Source organism: Micrococcus luteus, assembly GCF_014138885.1.
Classification (GTDB): Bacteria; Actinomycetota; Actinomycetes; order Actinomycetales; family Micrococcaceae; genus Micrococcus; species Micrococcus luteus.
Window position 1 is genome coordinate 2,326,430 of sequence record NZ_JACJIK010000001.1, and the last position, 22,208, is coordinate 2,348,637.

Here is a 22,208-nt window from a genome sequence, read left to right on the forward strand (position 1 = left end):
GGACCGGAGCAGAGCCCCGCGGACGCGGGAGGGAAGAGGACAGAGCAGTGAGCTTCGGACAGGGAGGCGGCGGACCGTTCGGCGGCCCGCCCCGTGACGGCGGCGGGACCGCCGGGGGACAGTCCGGCCCGTTCGGGGCGTTCGGCCCCTTCGGCGGCGCCCCGCGCGGCCCGGGCGACGACGGCGACCGCGGTCCTGGTGGCCCGTTCGGCGGGGGCGGGTCCTCCGCCGCGCGCGGCAGGGGCCGGCCGGGCCGGCCGAGCGCGCTCGTGCTGACCATCATCGCGGTGGCCGTGCTCGCGGGGCTGTTCGTGGTGTTCACGAACGTCTACACGGACGTGCTGTGGTTCTCGCAGCTGGGCTTCACCGAGGTCTTCTGGACCGAGGTCGTCGCCAAGGCCGCGCTGTTCCTGATCGCCGGGCTCGGGATGGCCCTCGCCGTGTGGCTGGCGATCCGCACGGCCTGGCGCCACCGCCCCGCGGACGCGTCCGCGGCCGCGCGGGACTCGCTCAGCCAGGCCCAGCGCCAGCTGGAACCCATCCGGCGCCTGGTGTTCCTGGGTGTCCCGCTCGTGCTCGGCGTGTTCGCCGGCTCCACCGCGATGAACGGGTGGAACACGGTCCTGCTGTTCCTGAACCAGGTGCCTTACGGCCAGGCGGACCCGGAGTTCGGCCTGGACCTCATGTTCTTCATGGCCACCCTGCCGTTCCTGACGCTCGTGGTCGGGTACCTGATCTCGGTGGTCCTGGTCTCCGGCATCACCGGTCTTCTGGTGCACTACCTGTACGGCGCGGTGCGCGTGGAGGAGGGCGGCGGCGTGCGGATCACCCCGGCGGCGCGCGCCCACATCGGCATCACCCTGGCCGTGTTCCTGCTGCTGCAGGGCGTCAACTTCTGGCTCAACCGCTACCGCACCACGCAGTCGCAGACCGGCAACTGGGCCGGCGCGCTCTACACGGACGTGAACGCGGTCATCCCGACGTCGGCGATCCTGGCGGTCACGGCCGTGATCGTGGCCGGCCTGTTCGTGTGGACGGTGGTCTCGGGCCGGTGGCGGCTGTCGCTGATCGGCACCGCGGTCCTGGTCATCACGGCGCTCGTGGTGGGCACGGCGTACCCCTTCATCGTGCAGGAGTACCAGGTGAAGCCGTCCGAGCGCACGCTCGAGTCCCAGTACATCGAGCGGAACATCGCCATGACGCGCGAGGCGTACGGCCTGGACGACGTCGAGGTGACGAACTATGAGGGCGCCACGGACACCGAGGCCGGGGCCCTGGCGGGCGAGGAGGCCAACACGGCCAACGTCCGTCTCATGGACCCGAACCTGATCTCCCAGACCTTCGGGCAGCTCCAGCAGTTCCGTCCGTACTACGCGTTCCCCACCACCCTGCACGTGGACCGCTACGAGGTGGACGGCCAGACGCGGGACACCATCCTGGCGGCCCGTGACGTCAACGTGGACGACTCCCAGTCGTGGGTGAACCGCCACACCATCTACACGCACGGCTACGGCATGGTCGTGGCCGACGCCTCCGAGGTCGCGGCCGGCGGCCGGCCCCAGTGGCTGCTCTCCGAGATCCCGACGCGCGGGCCGCTGGCCTCCGACCAGGACTACGAGCCGCGCATCTACTTCGGGCACAACTCGCCCTCGTACTCGGTGGTGGGTGCGCCCGAGGGCGCGCCGGCCGTCGAACGCGACCGGCCGCAGACGGCCGACTCCCAGGAGGACACGGCGTACACCTTCTCCGGCGACGGCGGCCCCTCGGTGGGCAACCTGTTCAACCGGCTCGCATACGCCGTGAAGTTCGGCTCGCCCGAGCTGGTGCTGTCCTCGGACGTGAACGAGGCCTCGCAGATCCTCTACGACCGCGACCCGGCCGAGCGCGTCCGCAAGGTCGCGCCCTACCTGACGGTGGACACCGCCCCCTACCCGGCGATCGTCGACGGCCGCGTGCAGTGGATCGTGGACGCCTACACGACCTCGGACCAGTTCCCGTACTCCACCGCCCAGCAGCTGGGCGAGGTCACGGTGGACTCCCTGAGCCAGGGCCAGAACCCGGCGCTGCAGGGCCGGGTGAACTACATCCGCAACTCGGTGAAGGCGACGGTGGACGCGTACGACGGCTCGGTGTCCCTCTACGCGTGGGACGACCAGGATCCGCTGCTGCGGGCCTGGCAGAACGTCTACCCGTCCTCGCTGCGCCCGTACTCGGAGATGAGCGCCGGACTCATGGACCACGTCCGCTACCCGGAGGACATGTTCAAGGTCCAGCGCGAGCTGCTCGGCCGCTACCACGTGACCGATGCGGACGACTTCTACGAGAACAACGACGCGTGGTCCGTGCCCTCGGACCCCACGCGCGAGGAGGACGTCAAGCAGCCGCCGTACTACATGACGCTGCAGATGCCCGGCCAGGACGAGCCGGCGTTCTCCCTCACCAGCAGCTACATCCCGCAGATCACGGACGGCGCCCAGCAGCGCAACGTGCTCTACGGCTTCCTCTCCGCCACCGGCGACGCCGGCTCGGGGGAGGACGGCGTGAAGGCCGAGGGCTACGGGAAGCTCCGACTGCTCGAGCTGCCGCGGTCCACCACGGTGCCCGGCCCTGGCCAGGCGCAGGCGAACTTCGACTCGAACGCGGACGTCTCGCGGGAGCTGAACCTGCTGCGCCAGGGCGCGTCCGAGGTGCTCAACGGCAACATGATCACCCTGCCGGTGGCCGGCGGCATCCTCTACGTCCAGCCGGTGTACGTCCGCTCCTCGGGCGGCACCACCTACCCGACGCTGCGCAAGGTGCTCGTCTCCTTCGGCGACAAGGTCGGCTTCGCGGACACCCTCCAGGAGGCCCTGGACCAGGTGTTCGACGGCGACTCGGGCGCGGTCACCCCGGAGGAGAAGCAGGCGGAGGCGCCCGCGCCGGGCGAGAAGCCGACGGCTCCGGGCACGGTCGAGGAGGAGCTCTCGGCGGCCCTCGAGGAGGCTCAGGACGCCCTGGTCCAGGGCCAGGAGCGTCTGGCCGAGGGCGACTGGGCCGGCTACGGCGAGCAGCAGAAGCGTCTCAACGAGGCCCTGAAGCGTGCCACCGCCGCCGACGACGCCCTGGGCGGCGACGCGCCTGCCCAGGACCAGGCCCCGGCCGAGGCGAGCCCCCCGCCGTCGTCGAGCCCCAGCCCGACGCCGAGCGGCTGACGGGCGTCGGCGGGCCGGGCCCGCCGGACCCTCGACGGCGGCCCCGGCCACGCACCGCGCGTGGTCGGGGCCGCTGTCGTCTCGGGGCAGGTGGCCGCCGCATGGCCGCCGGATGGCGGGGTGCTGGCGCCGATTTGAACTCGACGGAACAGGTGTGTATAGTTCTAGAAGTCGCCGCGGGGTGGAGCAGTTCGGTAGCTCGCCGGGCTCATAACCCGGAGGTCGCAGGTTCAAATCCTGCCCCCGCAACGAGAAGGAGAAGGCCCCCAGCATCTGCTGGGGGCCTTCTCGCATGTCCGGGTCCGGTCGCCCCGGCCCGCCGGCACGGTGCCGGCGGGCGAGCCGACCGCCCTCGGGCGATCAACGGGGGAGCGAGAGCGTCAGCGGCTCGAGGCCCGGACCGCCTGCTGGGCCGGCGTGCGGCGGCCCGGATCGGTGCGGCGCAGCCAGACGGCGGCGATGATCGCGGTGATCGCGATGGCGCCCCAGATGCCGACGACGGCCCAGGACAGGCCCGCGATGAGCAGCAGCGGCACGAAGGACACCGCCGCGATCTCCACGGGCACCACCGGGATGTATGCCACCCCGAACTGCTCCATGGTCCCGGACTTCAGCTTCGGGTCCACGATGCGCAGCATGGCCACGCCCGTGGCGACGGCGCCGGTGGCCCAGCCCCACGTGAACAGCTGCTTCTCGAACCACGCGTCGGTCATGACGCGCGGCGCCACGACGGTCCCCAGGAACAGGGCCAGCGCGAGGCCGATCACGAACAGCAGCAGCAGCGGCTGCCAGTAGTCCACGACCACGGTCGGGGCGATCGCGGCGATGCCGCAGACGATGAGGATGTCCGTGGCGGTGCCGGACACGGAGTTCAGCGAGCCCGGGTCGAGGAACTTCGCCGTCTTCGTGGCCTGGAACAGGACGCGGGCGATCAGGCCGAGGAGGAACGCGATCGCGAACGCGGGGATGATCAGCTGAGGACCGTCCTCACCCACGACGCTCGGCCACGCGGCCGTGATCCAGGAGACGACGCCGTGCGCGGCCGCCGCGATCATCGCGACGACGCCGATCTGGAAGGCCAGCGACTCCACCGAGGCCGCCGAGAAGGTGTGCCGGCCGATGACCGGGCGTTCCTCGACCTGGTTCAGCACCCCGGTGCGCAGCTCTTCCGGGATGGAGGTCAGGCCCGCGAACTCCTGCGCGTGGCCGCGCTGCGCGCCGATCTTGGCCTGGATGATGCCGCCCACCACGCCGACGATCATGCCGACCGTGGCGGAGGTGTAGGCCAGCGAGGTGACGGTCGCATCACCGTTGGCCGCGTACGCCTGGCCCACGGCGGCCGCGGAGCCGAAGCCGCCCGCCCAGCCGGCGAACAGCAGGGCGGCGAACGAGTCGGGCGCGTCGAACAGCGGCTGCAGGACGACCAGCGTGACGAGGGCGCCGATGGCCACCTGCGACGCGTAGATCAGTACGCCGTACGAGGCGAACGCGCCCACGGGGCGGCCGATCTTGCGGATGTCGAAGTCGTCGGTGAGCGCGATGCACACGAACACGATGACGATCAGGATCGAGCCGTACGTGCCCAGCTGGGAGCTGAACGGCAGCCAGCCCAGGCCGTTCGGGCCGAGGGCCAGGCCCAGGATGCCGGCGATGACGGAGGCCGGGATCATCAGGGTCTGGAGGGGCGTGATGACGGCACGGGCCAGCGTGCCCACGGCCAGGAGAGCGCCGATGAGGCCGGCGTCGACCAGCACGGACCAGGCCGTGAACTGCTCTTGCATGGGGTTCTTCCTCTGTGCGGGGACGGGGGTGTCCCACGGAGCGTGCCGAGGGACCCCGGGACAGTACCAGAGGAGCGCGGGGACCGGGGCGCGGCCGGGGGAGTCCCGGGCCGGGGCACACGAGGACGGCCCGCCGCGCCGGCGTGGGCCGGGCGACGGGCCGTGGGGTGGGGCGGGGTCAGCCGCGCGCGGTGCCGGTCTCCTCGGCGGTCCCCTCGGCCGCGTAGTCGAGGGTCAGGGTCTCATCGGCGTCGGCGTCGCCCGAGGTGAGGGCGGCCTGGCCGGCGCCGCCGGCCTTGAGGGCGGCGAGGCGGGCCTCCACCTCGGTCTTCTCGCCGAGGTCCTCGAGGGACTCGAACTGGGCGTCGAGGGAGGAGGCGGCGATCTCCTGCTGGCCGCGCACGCGGGCCTCCTCGCGACGGACCTTCTCCTCGAAGCGGGAGACCTCGGAGGTCGGGTCCAGCAGGTCGATCGACTTCACGGCGTCGGCCACCGCGGACTGGGCATGGGCGGACTTGGCGCGGGCGGTCAGCTCGTCACGCTTGGCGACCAGCTGCTGACGCTTGACCTTCATCTGATCCAGACCGGTCTTCAGGCGCTCCACGATCTCGCGCTGCGAGGCGATGGTCGGCTCCGCGGACTTCGCCTGGCGCTCGAAGTCCATCTGGCGCTCGATGGCCACCTTGGCGAGGTTGTCGAACTTGTCCGCCGAGGCGGTGTCGCCCTTGGCGCGGAAGTCGTCGGCCTTCTGGGAGGCGGCCAGCGCCTTCTGGCCCCAGCTGCGGGACGCGTCCTGGTCCTCGCGGTAGTCGTCCTCGATCATCCGCAGGTTGCCGATGGTCTGGGCGACGGCGGCCTCGGCCTCCGCGATGTTGTTCGTGTAGTCGCGGACCATCTGGTCCAGCATCTTCTGGGGGTCCTCGGCCTTGTCCAGCATCGCGTTGATGTTGGCCTTCGCCAGCGTGCTGATGCGGCCGAAGATGGACTGCTTGACCATGGTGTCTGCCTTTCGTCGGTCTTTCACGTCAGCGCAGACCGTCGGCCTGCGTCCACCCCGTCCCGCGCGTGCGGGCCGGGCCGACGCCCGAGGCGCCGGAGTTCATGGGGGCGGCGATCAGAAGCCGCCGCCGGAGATGTCGCCGAACCCGCCGAAGTCGCCGCCGCCGAGGCCTCCGCCGTCGAACCCGCCGAAGCCGCCGCCGCCCCAGCTGTCGCCGTGGCCGCTGTTCAGGATCGAGTTCATCAGGATGCCGCCGAGCAGCGCGCCGCCGAGGCCGCCGCCGAAGCTGCCGCCCACTCCGGCGCGCGGGCGTGCGCCGTACATGCCGCCCATGCCGGGGCCGTAGCCGAAGCCCTCGACGTCCGCACGGGCCAGCTCGCTCGCGCGCTCGGCCAGCTGGGAGGCGCGCTGCGCCTGCTGGAGGGCGGCCACGGGGTCGGTGCGGCCGAGGCCGATCGCCGAACGCAGCGTGTGGTCGGCCTCCGCGAGCCGGGTCCGGGCCTCCGAGCCCACCGCACCGCGTCGGGCGCCGATGAAGTCGGCCGTGCCGTCGATCTGCGCCTGGGCCTGGGCGATCGTGGAGGTGAGCACCTGGGAGGCCTGGCGGGCCTGCTCACGAGCGTCGCGGACGCCGGCCAGCGGGGTGTTGAGCTGGCGGTGCGCGGCCTCGAGCTGGTGCAGCAGCTCCAGGGGGTCCGGGCGGCCGGCCGCGAGGGACTGGCGCACCGCGTTCACGGCGGTCTTCATCCCCGCCACCGGGCCGGCCAGCTCGGGGTTCGACCCGTTGGCCACGAGCGCCTCGGCCTCGGCCACGTCCTGCTCGGACTGGGCGAGGCCCGTCTGCAGGTTGCCCAGCATGGCCCGCAACGACCCCTCGGCCTTGCCCACGGCCTCCGTGAGCGTGTCCACCTGGCTGAGCGCCTCCTCGGCGGCACGCACGGCCAGCGCCGCCGTGGAGCGGTCCTGGGCGTCCCACGCGCTCCGCGACTTCGCGACGGCGGTCTCCACGAACTCCAGCCGCTCCCGGGCCTGCGCCGCGTTGTCCGCGACCTCGGCGAGGGCGGACTCCGCGTACTGGCCGTGCAGCGCGGCGATCGCCGACTCGGACTCCTGCACCCGGGACCGCGCCTCGGGCAGGCGGGCATCGACGCGCTCGAGGGCCTCGGGCACCTGGTTCTCGAGGTCGCGCAGGGAGTCGAACTCCTCCTTGTGCGCCGCGAGGGCCGCGCCCACGGCCTCGCTGCGCTGGATGATCTCCTTGAGCCAGGCGCGCTGCTCGGCCTCGGTGTCCGGGATCTCGTCGTCGAGCTGGTGCTGAAGCTGGAACGAGGCCCGCATGTGCTCCTTGGCCTGGTCGATGTCCTCGCGGAACGTCGCCACGGACTTCTCCCCGTAGGACGCCTCAGCGAAGCCCAGCTCCTGCTCCGAGGAACGGATGGCGTCGTCCGCCGCCACGAGCTTGGAGCCCGCCTGAGTGCGCAGCTGCTCCACGCTGAGCTCGTCGAGGGGGTCGCGGCGGACCTCCTCCGTGCGGCCCCGTTCGACCGCGCCGCCCTGCGTGCGCTTCCGGCTGCGGGCCACGAGCACGCCGCCGCCCACGGCCGCGGCCACCGCGCCCGCGCCGAGCACCGCCGTCAGGGCCCCGCCGCCGGAGGCGCCCTGGGCCGTGCTCCCGCCGCCGGTGGTGCCGGCCGGCAGGGCACCGGCCGGATCGTACTCGGCCCCGCTGGCCCCCCTGCCGTCGAGCGTGCCGTCGGCGGCGTCGTCGAGCCCCTGCACCGCAGCGGTGCCCGCCGCGAGCCAGTCCGCCGAGCCGGGGTCCGTGCCGATCCTGGACAGCTCCGGACCCACGTAGGTGCGCGTCACCTGGTTCTGCAGGTTCGCGTCCCCGCCGCTGTCCAGCCCATAGGCGCGGTCCTCGACCGCGATCGCCAGGACCGAGTCGTTCGTTCCGAGCCCGCGCTGGCGCGCCACGTCCTGGGCCAGCGTCTGGGCGTCCGTGCTGAACTCATCCACGTAGACGACGTACAGCCCCTGCCCGGTGTCCCGGCGCAGGTCCTGGATCTCCTGGGTCAGCCGCTGCTCATCGGAGGTCGAGAGCACCCCGGCCTCGTCCACCACGTACACGCCCGGCGGCACCGTCACGGCGTGCGCGGCGGGTGCCGCCACCAGGAGGCCCAGGCCTCCCAGACCCGCGGCGGTCACGGCGCGCGCCAGACGGCCGACGTCGGCGGGGCGGGCGGGCACGGTCATGCGGGGTCTCCTTCGACGACGGAGGCGAGCCGCCGCACCGGGCGGACCCGCCGGATCCTGGGGTTGAGTGTAAGGCGGCGTGGGAAGCGGACACCAGAGATCCGGCGCGGCCGGGACCGTGGGAGGAGCGGATGTTCGGCCTCTAGGCGGCGTTCAGTCATGCACGCTAGCGTGGACGTGCCCCGGGGCGCGCGTCCGCAAGACGACGGGCGTCTGTGTCGACCGCCCGGGGCCCGACCCGAAGCGAGGACCCCGTGGACCAGACCGCCGCCCCCACCCAGCCCCCCGTGCCGACGGCCCGCACCGTCGCGCGTCCCCGGCCCCAGTCCCGCGCCCGTGCCGGGGCGGGCCTGCTCGCCGCAGCCGTGCTCATGGTGGGGCTCTCCGGTTGCGCGGTCGCGGAGGACGGCGGCGAGGCCGCGTCCGAGGCCGCGAGCTCCTCCTCCTCGCAGGCGACGGACACCTCGGCCGAGGCCGGGGGACAGCCCGTGGCGGACACCGCCGTCGGGAACGCCGCGAGGACCGCGCTGCCCTCCGTGGTGACCATCTCCGCGACGTCGAGCTCCGCCTCCGGTTCCGGTTCCGGGTCGATCCTGGACACGGAGGGGCACATCCTCACGAACACCCACGTGGTCACCCTCGGCGGCCAGGCCAACGACGCCGAGCTGACGGTGCGCACCTCGGACGGGGAGGTCTACGCTGCCACCGTCGTGGGCACCGACCCGCTGTCCGACCTGGCCGTCATCAAGATCGACGCCCCGGACCTCACCCCCATCCAGATCGGCCGGTCCGGGGATTTGAAGGTCGGGGACGAGGCCGTCGCCATCGGCGCCCCCCTGGGCCTGCCGAACACCGTGACCGACGGGATCATCTCCACCCTGGACCGGACCATCGCGGTGGCGTCCTCCGAGGCGCCCGAGCCGCAGGGCGAGAGCTCCGGCTCGTCCTCCGGCACCGATCAGTACCGTTTCCAGCTGCCGGGCACCCCGCAGGGCACCCGGGGCGAGGTGTACATCAACGTGCTGCAGACCGACGCGGCCATCAACCCCGGCAACTCCGGAGGCGCGCTCGTCGACGCCGAGGGTCGCCTGGTGGGCGTGAACGTCGCGATCGCCTCGGCCGGCCAGGACCCGAGCGAGGCGGGCAACATCGGGGTCGGATTCGCCATCCCCGTGGACTACGCCCAGCGGGTCGCACAGGACCTGATCGACCACGGCAAGGCCACGCATGCCATGCTCGGCGTGAGCGTCACCCCGGAGCCCGCCGAGGTGCAGGGCGGCAGCGAGAACGCCCGGACCGTGTTCAGCGACGGCGCCCGCGTCCAGCAGGTCGTGGGAGAGTCGGCGGCCGACGCGGCCGGGCTGAAGGAGGGCGACGTGATCACCGCCGTCGGCGACCGCGCGGTGATCGACTCCGAGTCCCTCACCGCCGTCGTCCGCGAGCACCGCGTGGGAGACTCGGTGGACGTCACCTACCTCCGCGACGGCGCGGAGCAGACGACCGAGGTGACGTTCACGGAGGACACCCGCTCGTGACCACCACGCTCACCACCCCCGCCGCGCTCGCGGCCCACCACGGCTGGCGCCGGGTCCTGGCCGTCGGCGCCCACCCGGACGACCTCGACTTCGGGGCCGCCGCCACCCTGGCCGGCTTCCGCGCGGCCGGGCTGCACATCGAGCTGTGCATCGTGACGGACGGGGACGCCGGCGGCTTCGACTCGGAGGGCCCGGAGGCGATGACCGCCCGCCGGCACGCCGAACAGCGCGCGGCCGCCGCCGTCGTCGGTGCCGCCGAGGTCCACTTCCTCGGCGAGCGCGACGGACACCTCGAGCCGGACCACGGCGTGCGCCGCAAGCTCGTGGCGCTGATGCGCCGCGTCCGCCCGGACGTGGTGCTCAGCACCCACCCGGAGCGGGACTGGGAGCGGATGCAGGCCGCCCACCCGGACCACCTCGCCTGCGGCGAGGCCGTGGTGCGCGCCGCGTACCCGGCGGCCGAGAACCCGTACGCGTACCCGGAGCTCGCGGCGGAGGGGCTCGAGGCGTTCAAGGTCCGGAACCTGCTGCTGTACGCCGCCCCCGCCGCGCGCCGGAACACGGTCGTGGACGTCACGGGCCTGGCGGAGCAGAAGCTGCGCGCCCTCGACGCCCACCTCTCCCAGCACCCGGACGTCGACGCGATGCGGCGGCACGTGCTCGCCCAGATGGCCGAACATCACCGGCGCGCCGCCGGCCCGGCCGCCGCGCCGGGTCACGCCGAGGCGTTCCACCTGGTCACGGTCAACGGTCCGAGCACCATCGCCGGGTTCTGAACCGCCCCCCCTGCGGGGGATCTCAGTTGGTGCTCGGCCGACCGCCGTAGCGCGGGCCGGTCTGCGCGGTGGGGTCGAGGTCCACGCCGACGACGGGCTCCGACGTCGGCACCTCCGAGCCCGAGCTGGGCTCCACGGAGATGCCCATCGCCGCGAAGCGGTCCAGCCCCCGGAAGGTGATGGGCTCGCCGAAGCCGTTGGCGTCGTACGTGCCGAGCGAGGCCGGGGCCGTGCCGTCCGAGGGGTAGAGCCACAGCTGGTAGGACTGACCCTCCGGCAGCTGGGGCATCCCGCTGATCGTCAGGTAGCCGCTGTTCTGCTCCCGGGACAGGAACGCCTGGACCGTGCCGCCGTCCTGGGCCGGGTACTCCGAGGTCGTGAACAGGTCCTTCGACTGGTCGATGCGGTGCACGATGCCCGGCCGTGTGAACTGGCTCCACACCGTCCACCCGCCGACGCCGAGCACGAGGGCCGCGAGCAGCAGGAGGGCGGTCACCTTGAGCCAGCGCAGGCGGTCCCGCGGCGGGCCGGCGGGGGCGGACTCGTCGCCGATCAGGTCCATGCCCACGTCCTGGGCGGGCAGGCGACGCAGGACCTCGTCGAGCAGGGCCGACGGCGGCTCGGCCGTCACGGACCGGAACGCCCAGGCCACCGCCTGGCGCGCACCGTCCACCCGGGAGCGCCACCGGGCCAGCTCGCCGCCCCGCCGCTGCACGGCGGAGAAGGCCGCGGTGTGCCCGGCCGTGTCGAGCGCGTGCACGGCCGAGAGGTCGGCCAGCTCGAGTGTGCGGCCGGCGTCCACGTCCTCGCGCACGTCCGCGCCGAGTGCCGGGCCGGTCGCCGGGGCCGGCGCGGACGGACGGGCGGCGTCCTGCGTGAGGTCGCGGCGGGCCGCCACGACCTGCCGCACGCCGTCACGCAGCAGGGTGCGGGCCTCGTCGGCCGGCAGACCGAGCCGATCGGCGACCTCCCGGTCGGTGCAGCCGCCCAGCCACGCCAGTCGCACGGCCTCGTAGGCGTCCGGGGCCACGCGGCCGACGAGGTCCTCGGGCAGCGGCGCGGGCCCGGCCGGGCCGGGACGACGCCCACGTTCCGCCGCGGAGCCACCGGCGCGGCGCAGCGAGGTCATCACGCGGTGGGCGAGGACCTCGAGCCACGTGAACACCTGGCGCTCACGGTGGGTCGCGTCGTCACGCTCGCTCAGGTCGAGCCCGGCCTCGGAGGCCTCCTCCCACGCCGTCAGGTAGGTGCGGACCGTGGCCGCGGCGGCGTCGTCGCCGGGGCCGAACATCGCTTCGGCCAGGCCGTGCACCCACGGGACCGTGGCGTCGTAGAACGCGGAGAACGCGGCCCGGTCACCCTCGGCGCTGCGGCGCAGGAGGGTGTCCAGGGCGGGCTGGCCGGCGTCATCGGGGCGGTCGACGTGGGGCTCGGGCGCGTCAGGAGTCTGCATGGTGGCCTCAGTCTAGGGAATCGGGACGGGCCGCGGACCCGGCGAAGTCGTGCTGGCGCCAGGCCTCGTACACGGCGATGGAGACGGCGTTCGCCAGGTTCAGGGACCGACGGGCCGGCTGCATGGGCAGGCCGACGGTCTCGGTGACCCGCGGATCGGCCAGCACCTCCTCGGGCAGGCCGGTGGACTCGCGGCCGAAGAGCAGCACGTCGCCGGGCCGGTAGGCGACCCGGTCGTGCCGCACGGACCCGCGCGCGGTGAAGGCCAGCACACGGGCGGGGGCGAGGGCCGCGAGGGCCGCGTCGAGGTCCGGGTGCACCGTCACCACCGCGAGGTCGTGGTAGTCCAGACCGGCGCGGCGCAGGTGGGCGTCCTCGAACCCGAAGCCCAGCGGCTCCACGAGGTGCAGCTCGGCCCCCGTGAGGGCGGCGAGCCGGATCGCGTTGCCGGTGTTGCCGGGGATCTCCGGGGTGAGCAGCAGGATCCGGAAGCCGGGGGTGCCGGGCGCCGGGGCGCGGTCGGCGCCCTCGTGCGGGTTCGGGCGGGGTGGGGTGGGGGAGTCGGGCACGCGCCCAGCCTAGTGGGGCGCCGCCGGGCGGGGACGTGCCTCAGTGGAGCCGGCCGACCAGCGCGCCGAGCGCGCGCCGGTCCACGAGATCCGGGTCCGTGCCGGTGCCCAGGAAGAGCGCGACCTCGCGCGCGAACGCGATCCCGGGCGCGGGCGGGGCGGTGAGCAGGTCGGCCTGCGCCTCCGGTGCGTCGGCGCCGCGCGTGTGGCGGATCACGGGTGCGTGCCGCGCGTCGCGGTCCGTCATCACGTGCACGAATCCGCCGACGGTGACTTGGGGCAGGGCCTGCTGCCACGCCATCATCGCGGGGCCGAGCAGCGGCGGGGCCACGGGACGGCCCCGGGAGCGCAGGTCCGCCCCGTCCCAGGTGTAGGTCCCTTCCGGGACCATGACGGAGCCGATCAGCGCCAGGCGATGGCCGCACAGCACCGCGTGGTCCACGTCGAGGTGCCGTCCCCAGCGCCCGCCCAGCCGCAGCCCGGTCAGGACCCGGGCGGCCGGCAGCGCGTCCGCCACGTGGCGCAGCAGCACGTCGAGGGTGCGGGCCTGCCGCAGCACCCGGTGCTCGTCCGGCAGGATCCCGCGCGGCCGCGGCGCCCCGTGGACGCGTTGGCTCGATCGCGGCAGGTCCAGCACGGTCGGGTCCGTCTCCGCCTCGCCGGGCGGGGGCTCGTAGCGCACGGGGCGGGCGGCACGTCCGCCGGGTCCGGACCGTCCCGACGGTCTCGCCCGCCCTGATCCGGCCGTCGCGTGGGGGCCGCGGGCACCGACGTCCGGGTCGGGCAGCGAGAGGTCGTACCGGCGCCGGGCCTCGGCGTCGCCGAGCAGGTCCCACGCCCGCGTCACGGCCCGGAAGGCGGCGGGGTCGCCACCGACGTCGGGGTGCGCGGCCCGGGCCGCGCGGCGGTAGGCCCGCCGGACCTCCTCGGCGGTCGCGTCGCGGGGCACGCCCAGGACCTCGTAGGCGGTGCGGTGCTCCTCGGCCGCGCTCACGGCGTGGCGTCCGGGCCGGGGGAGGCGCGCCGCTCGTGGTGCAGGCGCAGGAACAGCATGCCGTCGTCGTGGAGCACCTGGACCAGCTGCAGCCGGGCGGGGAAGCCGGGGCCGTCCTCGCCTGTCAGGACGCGGCCGGCGGCGGGTCCGGCCAGCAGCGGCGCCACGGTGAGGTGCACCTCGTCCACGAGGCCGGCCGCCGCGAGGCTGCCGAACAGGCGCGGTCCGCCCTCGCAGTGGACGACGCGGGCGCCGCGCGCGTGCAGGGTCGCCACCACGGTCTGGGGGTCCACGTGCTCCTCGCCGACCGCCAGCACGTCCGCGCGCGCGGCCAGCGCCGCCGCCCGCTCCGGCTCGGCCGCGAGGGCAGCCCGGGACGTGAGGATCCAGGGGCGGACCGGGGCGGCCGTGAAGAACGCGGACTCCGGGTCCAGGTCCAGGCTGCCGCTGACCACGGCCACGGGCGGGTCGGCAGGCCGGTCGGCCGCCGCGCGTCGACGCCGGTCCTCCTCGGAGAGGAGCGGTCCCTCGTAGCCTTCGGCGCGGATGGTCCCGGCCCCCACGAGGACGACGTCGGCGTCGTGCCGGGACAGGGACAGCAGCCGCTGATCGGCGGGGGAGCCGAGCCCGCCGGCACGGCCGTCCAGGGTGGCCGCGCCGTCGGCGGAGGCGATGAACACGACGCGGACCCAGGGTCCGGGGCCGGTGTCCTCGGCCGGGGGCGCGGCGAGGGCGGCGCGGAGGGCGTCGTCGTCCAGCTCGGGGCCGGTCTCGGTCAGCCGTCTCATGCCCGCCCCCCGCGGTGGGCGCGGTGTCCGGCCAGGGTGCTGCGGTCCGGCGGCGGGTTCTCCGCGCCCATGTTGTGGACCAGGCGCGCCGGCTGACGCCACCCGAACACGCACTCGAGCATGCGGGCCGCCGAGACGGAGGCGTCGGCGTCGTGCATGCGCAGGATCCGGGCGCCGCCGTACACGCAGGCCGCAGCCGCGGCCAGCGAGCCGGGCAGGCGCTCGTGCCGGTGCCGGTCCAGGCTCTCGCCGATGAAGTCCTTGTTCGAGACCGCGGCCAGCACGGGCAGCCCCAGGGCGGCGATCTCGTCCAGCCGCCGCGTGATCTCGAGGGTGTGCCGGGTGTTCTTGTTCAGATCGTGGCCGGGGTCCACGACGATCCTCTCCTCGGGGACGCCGAGCGCCACGGCCCGGTCGACGGTGCGCCGCAGGTGGTCGCGGACCTCCGTGACGACGTCGCCATAGGTCGGCCGGGGGACCACGGCCCGGGGTCCGCGCACGTGGGCGAGGGAGTGGGTGACCACGAGGTGCGCGCCCGCGGCGGCCACCACCCGGCCCAGGTCCGCGTGGAACAGCCCCGTGGTGTCGTTGACGACGTCCGCCCCCGCGGCCAGGGCCGCCTCGGCCACGGCCGGCTGGAACGTGTCCGCCGAGAGGATCAGCCGGCGTGACGCCTCGGACGACCCGGCCCCGTCCCCGCTCCGCAGGGCCGCGATCAGGGGGACCACCCGCGCCGCCTCCTCGGCCGGGTCGAGCTCCGCCCCGGGCGCGAACGGCACGCCGCCGACGTCGACCCACTCGGCTCCGGCGTCCGCCGCGGCGTGGGCCTGGGCGAGGGCGTCCTCGAGGACGGCGCCGGCGCCGTCGTCATAGAAGGAGTCCGGGGTGCGGTTGACCACGGCCATCGTGACGATCCGGCGGCGGAAGTCGATCTCGTGGTGGGCGAACCGGTGCACCGGGTGGACGAGCGGGACGGAGGGGGTCGGCACCCGGCCATTCAACCACCGGCGCCGCACGGTGACAGTGCGCCCCGGAAGGACTATGTTTCCCTCCCGTGACATTTACCTCGTCGCCGCGGGTCGGCCCGCGCCGGCCCCGCATCCGTCCGACCCAGCTCGTGGTCGGGTCCTTCCTCGTCGCCATCGTGACGGGCACCGGCGCACTGCTGCTGCCCGCCTCGTATCAGGGCCGCGCGCCCACCCCGCTGGAGGCCGCGTTCACGGCGACCAGCGCCACCACGGTGACGGGCCTCGGCGTCGTGGACACCCAGACGTTCTGGACACCCCTGGGTCAGCTCGTGATCCTCACGCTCATCAAGCTCGGTGGCCTGGGCGTCATGACGTTCACGTCGCTGCTGGGGCTGGTGATCCTCCGGCGGCTCGGCCTCACCCAGCGCCTCGACGCCGCGGCCTCCACCCGGGCCGAGGGGATCGGGGACCTGCCCCGGGTGCTGCGGGCCCTGATCCTGTACTCCACGGCCGTCGAGGCCTCGGTGGCGCTGCTGCTGAGCCTGCGCTTCTGGCTGGGCGCGGGAATGTCCCCGGGCCAGGCACTGTGGCAGGGGGTCTTCCACGCGGTCTCCGCATTCAACAACGCCGGGTTCGCGCTGTTCAGCGACAACCTCATGGGCTTCGTCTCGGACCCGTTCATCTGCCTGCCGATCGCGGCGGCGATCATCTTGGGCGGCCTGGGCCTGCCGGTCGTGCTGACCCTGCGGCGAGACCTGCGCCGACCCGAGCGGTGGAACCTCACGGTCCGGCTCGTGCTCGTGGGCACCGCGGTGCTGCTGGTGGGCGGCACGCTCATGTACCTCGTCCTCGAGTGGTCCAACCCGCGGACCCTGGGCGGTCTGGACCCGGCCTCGCGCGTGCTCGCGGCGTTCTTCCAGTCCGTCACGACCCGCACCGCCGGCTTCAACACCCTGGACTACGGGCAGATGCACCCCGTGACGCTCTTCGCCACCGACGTGCTCATGTTCATCGGCGGCGGCCCCGCCGGCACCGCCTCGGGCGTGAAGATCACGACGGCGAGCGTCCTGCTGTTCATCGTGCTCGCGGAGATCCGGGGGGAGGGCGCCGTCCATGCGTTCGGCCGCCGGCTCTCCCGGACCACGCACCGCGAGGCGATCACCGTGATCATGCTCTCCGCGACCGCGATCGCCGTCGCCACGATGGCGCTCATGGGCCTGTCCTCGTTCACGACCGACCAGATCCTGTTCGAGTGCGTGTCCGCGTTCAGCACGGTGGGCCTGTCCACCGGCATCACCGCCCAGCTGCCGCCGGCCGCGCAGGGCATCCTGATGCTCCTCATGTTCGTCGGCCGCATCGGCCCCGCCACCGTCGCCGGCAGCCTGGCCCTGACCGACCGCACCCGCCACTTCGAGTACCCGAAGGAGAGGCCCCTCATTGGCTGATCTCACCCGTTCCCTGTTCGCCCCCCGCCGGGGCGACCGCCCCACCGTGGCCGTCCTCGGGCTCGGCCGGTTCGGCTCAGGGGTCGCCCGCGAGCTCATGGAGTCCGACTGCCACGTGCTGGGGGTCGACGCCGATGCCGAGGCCGTCCAGGCGCTCAACGGCCGGCTGACCCACGTCGTCCGCGCGGACAGCACGGACGAGGAGGCGATGCGCCAGCTCTCGGTCCACGAGATGGACCACGTCGTCGTCGCCATCGGCGGCGACCTCGCCGACTCGATCCTCACCGTCTCGCTGATGCGGCGGTTCGGGACGCACCAGCTCTGGGCCAAGGCCAATGACGACCGCCACGGCGAGATCCTGCGTCAGCTCGGCGTGGAGCACGTGGTCCACCCGGAGCGGGACATGGGCCGCCGCGTGGCGCACCTGGTCAGCACGTCCTTCCAGGACTTCGTCGAGGTCGAGCCGGGCCTGGCCATGGTCCGGGCCGCGCCGCCGTCGCGCCTGCTGGGCAGGGACCTGCGAGCCACCGGGCTCGCGGGGGAGCGGGGCATGCGCGTGGTCGCGGTCCGCAGCCGCGGCACGTGGCTCTACCCGCCGAGTCACTACGTCCTCGAGCCCGAGGACACGATCCTCCTGGTGGGCCCGACCCGCGACGTCGAGCGGTTCCTCGCCCGGGACTGATCCGGGCACATCCGGCGCGGCTCCTAGACTGGCCGGGTGACCACCCCGGACCGCGTGCACCTGGACCACGCCGCCACCACGACGGTGCGCCCCACCGCGCTCGCGGCCCTGGCCGAGGCGGCCGCGCTGCCGGGCAACCCGGCCTCCCTCCACGCCTCCGGCCGCCGGGCCAAGCTGCACCTCGAGGAGGCGCGGGAGCGCATCGCCGCGGCGCTCGGGGCGCACCCCTCCGAGGTGATCCTCACGTCCGGGGGCACCGAGGCGGACAACCTCGCCGTCCAGGGGCTGTACCGGGCCCGCCGCGCGGCCGCGCCGGAGCGCACCCGGATCGTGCTGACCGGCATCGAGCACCACGCGGTCCTCGACGTGGTGGACTGGCTCGCCGCGCACGAGGGCGCCGAGCCGGTGCTCGTCCCGGTCGACGACGACGGGCGGGTCGACCTCGCCGCATGGGGGGCCGCGCTGGCGGCCGCGCCCGAGCGGACCGCCCTGGCCACGCTGATGTGGGCCAACAACGAGATCGGCACGGTCCAGCCCGTCGCGGAGGCCGCCCGGCTCGCGGCCGACCACGGGGTCCCGTTGCACACCGACGCCGTCCAGGCCCTCGGGGCGGTGCCCGTGGACTTCGCCGCGTCCGGGGCCGCGACCCTGGCCGTCTCGGGGCACAAGGTCGGCGCCCCCGTGGGGGTCGGCGCCCTGCTCGTGCGCCGGGACGTCACGCTGGAGGCCGTCGTGCACGGCGGCGGCCAGGAACGCCGCCTGCGCTCGGGCACGGTGTCGGTGGCCCTGGCCGCCGCGCTGGCGGCCACCGTGGCGGAGGCCGTCGCGGAGCAGCCCGCCGAGGCCGCCCGCCTGGGCGGGCTGCGGGACGAGGTGATCGCCGCCGTCGACGCCCTGGACGGGGTGCGCCTGACCGGGCCGCGGGACCTCGACCCGGCGACGGGGGAGCCGCTGCCGCCGGGGACGCGCCGACTGCCCGGCAACGTCCACATCACCGTGCCGGGCCGGACGGCGGACGCGCTGCTGTTCTCCTTCGACATGGCCGGACTGGACACCTCGTCCGGGTCGGCGTGCACCGCCGGGGTGGCCGAGCCGTCGCACGTGGTCGCGGCCCTGCCGGGGCGGACGGAGGCCGACGCACGGGCCACCCAGCGGTTCACCCTCGGCCGGACGACGACGCCGGCCGAGGCGGCCGCGCTCATCGACGCGCTGCGGACGCTGCTGGGGCCGGGCGTCTAGACTGGACCGCCCGCCCGCCCGCCCGCCCGTCCGTCGTCGAGAGAGGAGTCCGCCCGTGAAGGTCCTGGCCGCCATGTCCGGGGGAGTCGACTCCGCCGTCGCCGCGGCGCGTGCCGTGGACGTCGGGCACGACGTCGTCGGCGTCCACCTGGCCCTGTCCCGCATGCCCGGCACCCTGCGCACCGGCTCGCGTGGCTGCTGCACCATCGAGGACGCCTCGGACGCGTGGCGCGCGTGCGAGCGGCTCGGCATCCCCTTCTACACGTGGGACTTCTCCGAGCGGTTCGCGGAGGACGTCGTGGACGACTTCGTGGCCGAGTACGAGGCCGGCCGCACGCCCAACCCGTGCATGCGCTGCAACGAGCGCATCAAGTTCGCGGCGCTGCTCGAGCGCGCCCTCGAGCTGGGCTTCGACGCCGTCTGCACCGGCCACTACGCCGCCGTGCGGCCCGGTCCGGACGGCTCGCTGGAGCTGCACCGCGCCGCGGACGACGCGAAGGACCAGTCCTACGTGCTCGGCGTGCTCACCGCGGATCAGCTCGCCCACTGCCTCTTCCCGCTCGCGGACACGCCGTCCAAGGAGCTCGTGCGCGCCGAGGCGGCCGAGCGCGGCCTGTCCGTGGCGGCGAAGCCGGACTCCCACGACATCTGCTTCATCCCGGACGGCGACACCCGCGGCTGGCTCGCCGAGCGCATCGACCTCGCCCCCGGCCCCATCGTCGACCCGGAGGGGCAGGAGCTCGGCACCCACGCGGGCGCCCAGGCGTTCACGGTCGGCCAGCGCAAGGGCCTGGCCATCGGCCGTCCCGCGCCCGACGGCAAGCCCCGGTTCGTGCTCGAGGTGCGGCCGAAGGAGAACACCGTGGTCGTCGGCGGGCGCGAGCTGCTCGACGTCGACCGCATCACCGGCATCCGCCCGTCCTGGGCCGGCGCCCCGGTGCCCGAAGCCCGCACGGGCGCCTGGTTCGACTGCGCGCTGCAGTTCCGGGCCCACGGCGAGATCGTCGAGGCCCGCGCCCGCCAGCGCGCGGACGCGGCGGGGCACCCGGGGTGGGAGATCGAGCCGGCGCGCCCCCTGCGCGGGGTGGCTCCCGGTCAGACGGCCGTCCTGTACCGAGGCACCCGCGTGCTCGGCCAGGCCACCATCGACACCGCCCGCAATGCCCGGCTGTCCGCCCCCGCGGATGCGTAGGCTTCGGCCATGAGCCCGGACTACGACCCCCACGCCAGCTCGCTGCCCGGCACCGCGGACCCGGCGGTCCTCGACGAGCTCTTCGCGATCCGCGGCAGCATCGACAACATCGACGCCTCGCTCGTCTACCTGCTGGCCGAGCGGTTCAAGTTCACGCAGCGGGTCGGCGCGCTCAAGGCCCGGCACGACCTGCCGCCCTCGGACCCCGGGCGTGAGGCCGCCCAGATCGCGCGGCTGCACCGGCTCGCGCTCGAGGCGGACCTCGAGCCCGCGTTCGCCGAGAAGTTCCTGAACTTCATCATCGCCGAGGTCATCCGCCACCACCGCGCGCTGGCGGCCGAGGGCCGGCCGGACGCCGAGGCGGAGCCGGGGGAGAGCCCCGGGGACGCGGATGACTGAGGCCGCCCACGACGACGGCGCCACCGGCCCCGTCGCCCTCGGCGGCACGCCGTGGCGCGGCACCGACGTCGCCGAGGCGCAGCTCGTCACGCTCGGCGAACTCGGCGCGGACCACTGGCCGGTGCTCCCCGAGCTGCCCGATCGCGGACCCGGCGCCGACGCCACCGGCCGCTCGGCCGCCCTCCTGCAGGAGCTGGCCGTCGACCTGCAGCCGCACGGCTGGCGGGTCAGCCCGCCCGGGGCCGCCGGCTCCGGCCGTGACCGACGCCGCGCCGTCTCCCTCTGGCACGAGGACGCGCACCGCTGGGCGGACACCGCGGGGGCCGAGGGCGCCGTCGTCGAACGTCTGGCCGTGCGGGTGCGCGGCCCGCTCAGCCTGCTCGCCGGCCTCTGGCTGCCCGGGGGAGAGCGCGTCCTCGGCGACCACGGCGCGCGCCGCGACGTCGCCGAGTCCTATCTCGAGGGACTGCAGGACGCCCTGCCCCGCCTCCGGAGGGCCACCGGCGCGGGACGCCTCGGCGTCGTCGTCGACGAGCCGTGGGCGGCGGCCGTCCTCGCCGGGACCCTGCCCACCGCGAGCGGGTACCGCACCGTCCGGTCGCTGCCGCGCGAGGAGGCCCGCGGGCTGTGGCGCGCCGCCCTCGACGGGCTCACCGCCCTGCCCGACGTCGCCCGGGTGTGGCTCGCACCGGGCCGCCGCGCCGCCTCCCCGGGGGCCGAGCTGCCCGGGCCCGCCGCGCTGGCGACGCTGACGGGAGAGTCCCTGCCCAGGCCCGACGCAGCCGCGGACGCGCCCGTCCCGGCCCCGGTCTCCCTCGTGGTGGGCGTGGGCGCCCTCGACGACGGCGCGGACGGCACGCCCGGCACCCGCGAGGCGTGGGAGGCGGCGGCCGGCTGGGCCGACATCGGGCGCGGGCTGACGCTGGCCCCCGAGCCGGGCGTGCGTCCGGTCGACGTCGTCCGCACGTGGGAACGGCTGGGGGTGGACCCCGGACGCGTGGGCGACGTCGGCCTCACGGCGGCGGGGTCGCACGACCCCGCCGTGCTCCGCACTCTGCGGCGGGACGCGGAGGAGCTGACCGCACGGCTCGCCGAGCTGCGCGGCTGAGCCGGCGCCCCGACAGACCGGGGCGACCTCCGGCGTCGTCCGCCGGGGACGGGCCCGCCCGGCGGGTATCATCGGGCTGATCCTGAAAATTTCCTGTGCCCGGGGCCGGTCCCGCCCGCGGCGCCGGGGGGAGCGCTGACGAGGAGGTCAGGATGGGCAAGGCCAAGATCCTGGTGGTGGACGACGACGAGGCGCTGGCCGAGATGATCGGCATCGTCCTGCGCAACGACGGCTTCGAGCCGACGTTCGCCGCAGACGGCACCTCCGCACTGCCCGCGTTCCACCGCGAGCGCCCCGATCTGGTGCTGCTGGACCTCATGCTCCCCGGCATCGACGGCATCGAGGTCTGCAAGCTCATCCGAGCCGAGTCGGACGTGCCGATCGTGATGCTCACGGCCAAGTCGGACACGGCGGATGTGGTGCGCGGCCTCGAGTCGGGTGCGGACGACTACGTGCCCAAGCCGTTCAAGCCCGCCGAGCTCGTGGCTCGCGTCCGGGCGCGCCTGCGTGAGGGGGAGGCCAAGCCGGCGGAGGTCCTGCACATCGGGGACCTCGAGATCGACGTGGCGGGCCACCAGGTCACCCGCGCCGGCGTCGGCATCGCCCTCACCCCGCTGGAGTTCGACCTCCTCGTGGCCCTCGCCCGGCGGCCGCGCCACGTCTTCACTCGCGAGATGCTCCTGGAGGAGGTCTGGGGCTACCGGCACCAGGCCGACACCCGGCTCGTGAACGTCCACGTCCAGCGCCTGCGCTCCAAGGTCGAGCCGGATCCCGAGAACCCGTGCGTCGTGCTGACCGTCCGCGGCGTCGGGTACAAGGCCGGCCAGGGCTGAGCG

The 22,208-nt window shown here is 74.6% G+C and carries 18 protein-coding genes and 1 tRNA gene; 11 read left to right on the plus strand and 8 right to left on the minus strand.

What is annotated here, in order from left to right:
• Positions 1-47: 47 nt before the first annotated feature.
• Positions 48-3,191 carry a UPF0182 family membrane protein gene (locus HDA34_RS10810; RefSeq protein WP_101967786.1) on the plus strand — a complete coding sequence of 1,048 codons (3,144 nt, stop codon included), beginning with the start codon at positions 48-50 and terminating at the stop codon, positions 3,189-3,191.
• A 175-nt stretch (positions 3,192-3,366) separates the two neighbouring features.
• Positions 3,367-3,440 (plus strand) — tRNA-Met (locus tag HDA34_RS10815).
• A gap of 131 nt (positions 3,441-3,571) precedes the next feature.
• Here HDA34_RS10815 and HDA34_RS10820 read toward each other — a convergent pair.
• The 3 genes from HDA34_RS10820 to HDA34_RS10830 form a co-directional block, all read right to left on the minus strand.
• A complete protein-coding gene (locus HDA34_RS10820) occupies positions 3,572-4,972 on the minus strand; it encodes a sodium/glutamate symporter (RefSeq protein ID WP_101967787.1) in 1,401 nt (466 codons plus the stop codon).
• Positions 4,973-5,150: 178 nt separating this feature from the next.
• A complete protein-coding gene (locus tag HDA34_RS10825; RefSeq protein WP_101967788.1) occupies positions 5,151-5,969 on the minus strand; it encodes a PspA/IM30 family protein in 819 nt (272 codons plus the stop codon).
• Between the two features lie 117 nt (positions 5,970-6,086).
• Positions 6,087-8,225 carry a TPM domain-containing protein gene (locus HDA34_RS10830; RefSeq protein ID WP_073117099.1) on the minus strand — a complete coding sequence of 713 codons (2,139 nt, stop codon included), beginning with the start codon at positions 8,223-8,225 and terminating at the stop codon, positions 6,087-6,089.
• Between the two features lie 254 nt (positions 8,226-8,479).
• Here HDA34_RS10830 and HDA34_RS10835 point away from each other — a divergent pair, with 254 nt between their 5' ends.
• Together HDA34_RS10835 and HDA34_RS10840 are read left to right on the plus strand one after the other, a co-directional pair.
• On the plus strand, positions 8,480-9,760 hold the full coding sequence (locus HDA34_RS10835) for a S1C family serine protease (protein ID WP_051995236.1): 1,281 nt from the start codon (positions 8,480-8,482) through the stop codon (positions 9,758-9,760).
• Positions 9,757-10,536, plus strand: a complete 780-nt coding sequence (locus HDA34_RS10840; protein WP_036314367.1) for a PIG-L deacetylase family protein — start codon at positions 9,757-9,759, stop codon at positions 10,534-10,536. The genes HDA34_RS10835 and HDA34_RS10840 overlap by 4 nt, the downstream gene beginning before the upstream one ends.
• A gap of 22 nt (positions 10,537-10,558) precedes the next feature.
• Here HDA34_RS10840 and HDA34_RS10845 read toward each other — a convergent pair whose 3' ends face one another.
• Genes HDA34_RS10845 through folP form a run of 5 tightly spaced genes read right to left on the minus strand, consistent with a single transcriptional unit; the run spans position 10,559 to position 15,328 of the window.
• The gene (locus HDA34_RS10845; protein ID WP_073117100.1) at positions 10,559-11,989 is read right to left on the minus strand and encodes an anti-sigma factor; all 1,431 of its coding nucleotides are present in this window, start codon (positions 11,987-11,989) and stop codon (positions 10,559-10,561) included.
• Between the two features lie 7 nt (positions 11,990-11,996).
• Positions 11,997-12,557 carry a tRNA (cytidine(34)-2'-O)-methyltransferase gene (locus HDA34_RS10850; protein ID WP_061867011.1) on the minus strand — a complete coding sequence of 187 codons (561 nt, stop codon included), beginning with the start codon at positions 12,555-12,557 and terminating at the stop codon, positions 11,997-11,999.
• A gap of 40 nt (positions 12,558-12,597) precedes the next feature.
• Positions 12,598-13,551, minus strand: a complete 954-nt coding sequence (locus tag HDA34_RS10855) for a J domain-containing protein (protein ID WP_061867010.1) — start codon at positions 13,549-13,551, stop codon at positions 12,598-12,600.
• A complete protein-coding gene (locus HDA34_RS10860; protein ID WP_061867009.1) occupies positions 13,548-14,339 on the minus strand; it encodes a dihydrofolate reductase family protein in 792 nt (263 codons plus the stop codon). Before HDA34_RS10860 ends, HDA34_RS10855 begins: the two co-directional genes overlap by 4 nt.
• The gene (gene folP, locus HDA34_RS10865; RefSeq protein WP_061867008.1) at positions 14,336-15,328 is read right to left on the minus strand and encodes a dihydropteroate synthase; all 993 of its coding nucleotides are present in this window, start codon (positions 15,326-15,328) and stop codon (positions 14,336-14,338) included. Before folP ends, HDA34_RS10860 begins: the two co-directional genes overlap by 4 nt.
• A 65-nt stretch (positions 15,329-15,393) precedes the next feature.
• Between folP and HDA34_RS10870 the strand changes: the two genes are divergently transcribed.
• The 7 genes from HDA34_RS10870 to mtrA all read left to right on the plus strand — a co-directional run bounded on the left by HDA34_RS10870 (position 15,394) and on the right by mtrA (position 22,205).
• The gene (locus HDA34_RS10870) at positions 15,394-16,752 is read left to right on the plus strand and encodes a TrkH family potassium uptake protein (RefSeq protein ID WP_162833775.1); all 1,359 of its coding nucleotides are present in this window, start codon (positions 15,394-15,396) and stop codon (positions 16,750-16,752) included.
• The gene (locus HDA34_RS10875) at positions 16,745-17,434 is read left to right on the plus strand and encodes a potassium channel family protein (RefSeq protein WP_061867007.1); all 690 of its coding nucleotides are present in this window, start codon (positions 16,745-16,747) and stop codon (positions 17,432-17,434) included. The genes HDA34_RS10870 and HDA34_RS10875 overlap by 8 nt, the downstream gene beginning before the upstream one ends.
• Positions 17,435-17,470: 36 nt before the next feature.
• Complete coding sequence (locus tag HDA34_RS10880) at positions 17,471-18,673, plus strand: cysteine desulfurase family protein (protein ID WP_073117103.1); 1,203 nt, start codon at positions 17,471-17,473, stop codon at positions 18,671-18,673.
• 55 nt (positions 18,674-18,728) lie between these two features.
• A complete protein-coding gene (gene mnmA / locus HDA34_RS10885) occupies positions 18,729-19,865 on the plus strand; it encodes a tRNA 2-thiouridine(34) synthase MnmA (RefSeq protein WP_134377028.1) in 1,137 nt (378 codons plus the stop codon).
• A gap of 9 nt (positions 19,866-19,874) precedes the next feature.
• Positions 19,875-20,264 carry a chorismate mutase gene (locus tag HDA34_RS10890; protein WP_060974202.1) on the plus strand — a complete coding sequence of 130 codons (390 nt, stop codon included), beginning with the start codon at positions 19,875-19,877 and terminating at the stop codon, positions 20,262-20,264.
• Complete coding sequence (locus HDA34_RS10895) at positions 20,257-21,372, plus strand: hypothetical protein (protein WP_101967790.1); 1,116 nt, start codon at positions 20,257-20,259, stop codon at positions 21,370-21,372. Before HDA34_RS10890 ends, HDA34_RS10895 begins: the two co-directional genes overlap by 8 nt.
• 152 nt (positions 21,373-21,524) lie before the next feature.
• Complete coding sequence (mtrA, locus tag HDA34_RS10900; RefSeq protein WP_060974204.1) at positions 21,525-22,205, plus strand: MtrAB system response regulator MtrA; 681 nt, start codon at positions 21,525-21,527, stop codon at positions 22,203-22,205.
• The last annotated feature ends 3 nt before the right edge of the window (positions 22,206-22,208 follow it).

What these genes read in the sequence shown, in the direction of transcription:
- HDA34_RS10820 (WP_101967787.1), bottom strand. Translation starts at nt 4,972, where the DNA reads ATGCAAGAGCAGTTCACGGCCTGGTCCGTGCTGGTCGACGCCGGCCTC.
- HDA34_RS10825 (WP_101967788.1), bottom strand. Translation starts at nt 5,969, where the DNA reads ATGGTCAAGCAGTCCATCTTCGGCCGCATCAGCACGCTGGCGAAGGCC.
- HDA34_RS10830 (WP_073117099.1), bottom strand. Translation starts at nt 8,225, where the DNA reads ATGACCGTGCCCGCCCGCCCCGCCGACGTCGGCCGTCTGGCGCGCGCC.
- HDA34_RS10845 (WP_073117100.1), bottom strand. Translation starts at nt 11,989, where the DNA reads ATGCAGACTCCTGACGCGCCCGAGCCCCACGTCGACCGCCCCGATGAC.
- HDA34_RS10860 (WP_061867009.1), bottom strand. Translation starts at nt 14,339, where the DNA reads ATGAGACGGCTGACCGAGACCGGCCCCGAGCTGGACGACGACGCCCTC.
- HDA34_RS10890 (WP_060974202.1), top strand. Translation starts at nt 19,875, where the DNA reads ATGAGCCCGGACTACGACCCCCACGCCAGCTCGCTGCCCGGCACCGCG.
- HDA34_RS10895 (WP_101967790.1), top strand. Translation starts at nt 20,257, where the DNA reads ATGACTGAGGCCGCCCACGACGACGGCGCCACCGGCCCCGTCGCCCTC.
- mtrA (WP_060974204.1), top strand. Translation starts at nt 21,525, where the DNA reads ATGGGCAAGGCCAAGATCCTGGTGGTGGACGACGACGAGGCGCTGGCC.